Raw genomic sequence first — 1,174 nt, forward strand, 5'->3', positions numbered from 1 at the left:
CCGGTGGGCGTCCTCGTGGAAGGTCACGTCGCGGACCCAGTGCAGCCGGTTCTCGATGTGCCATTCCAGGCGGGCCCATTCCTGCAGGTCAGCAGGTTGGGCGTCGGCGGCGGGCAACGACATCACCAGATAGACGGTCTCGCGTGTGCGTTTGCCGGCCACCGTGCGGGTGCGGGTGATCCGGACGGCCTGCTGTGCGTGGAGGAAGCCGATGCCGCCGGGTGTCTGGAGGGTCAGCGCCTTGACGGTCCGGGTCTCGCGGCGGCCGTGGCCGGTGTCGCGGTGTTGGTCCCCGACCGGCACATCGACCCACGGCAACCGCTTGAGCTGGGTGAACAACGTCGGCTGGTTGCCCTTCACCGACACATACAGGTGCCCGCCGGCAGCGGCGACAGCCCGAGCGTGGGCGACCTGCGTGTGGAGGGCGTCGGCAACGATCACGACACCTGCCAGGCCACCCAACCGCGCCTTGACCTGCTCCAGCAGCGGGGCGAACGCCGGGATCTCGTTCGACTTCGCCGCGACCTGGACCTGCGCCAACACCACACCGGTCGACGTGTCGTAGGCCGACAGCAGGTGAACCCGCCCTTCGGGCAGGACCGCGCCCCGCACCACCTTGCCGTCAACAGCGACGACCCGCCGCACCGGCGGCGGCGCCGACAGCCGGGAGCACAGCCAATCGGCCAGGACCGCGGTCAACGTCTCGGCGTCAACGCGGACCAGCAACCGCCACACCGTGGTCAACACCGGCACCCGACCGGTGAACCCGAGCCGACCCCACGCCGACGCATCGAGGTCGTCGACCCAGTCGCCGATCGCGGCGAACGTGGAAGCCCCGGCCATGACCGCGCACACCGCGACCGCGAGCACACTCGCCAGGGGATACCGAACCCCTCGGGGGTCGCGCGGGTCAGACACCCGCGCCAGAGCCGTCAACAGGCCATACGCCTCACGGCCACCCGTCGGGGAATCAGTCGGGGCGGGGGTGTGCTGACGGATCACGTCGATCAGCGATGATGACATGCGCGGGTGTGGTCCTTCTCGGTGTCATGTTGTCTCAGCAACTCCATGATCACCGACGGGCCGCACCCGTTCCGCGTCACCCTCCACCCAGGCCACGGCCCTACATACGGCCAGGTCAGACACACCTCAATCGACTACGCAAAGCCCCTGC

The 1,174-nt window shown here is 69.3% G+C and carries 1 protein-coding gene; it reads right to left on the reverse strand.

The genetic code is table 11. The annotated features are described in order from the left end of the window. On the reverse strand, positions 1-1,023 hold a 1,023-nt coding region (locus E1258_RS32745; protein ID WP_132407863.1), incomplete at its 3' end, for an ISAs1 family transposase. Positions 1,024-1,174: the final 151 nt, after the last annotated feature.

The organism is Micromonospora sp. KC207, assembly GCF_004348615.1.
Taxonomy (GTDB): domain Bacteria; phylum Actinomycetota; class Actinomycetes; order Mycobacteriales; family Micromonosporaceae; genus Micromonospora.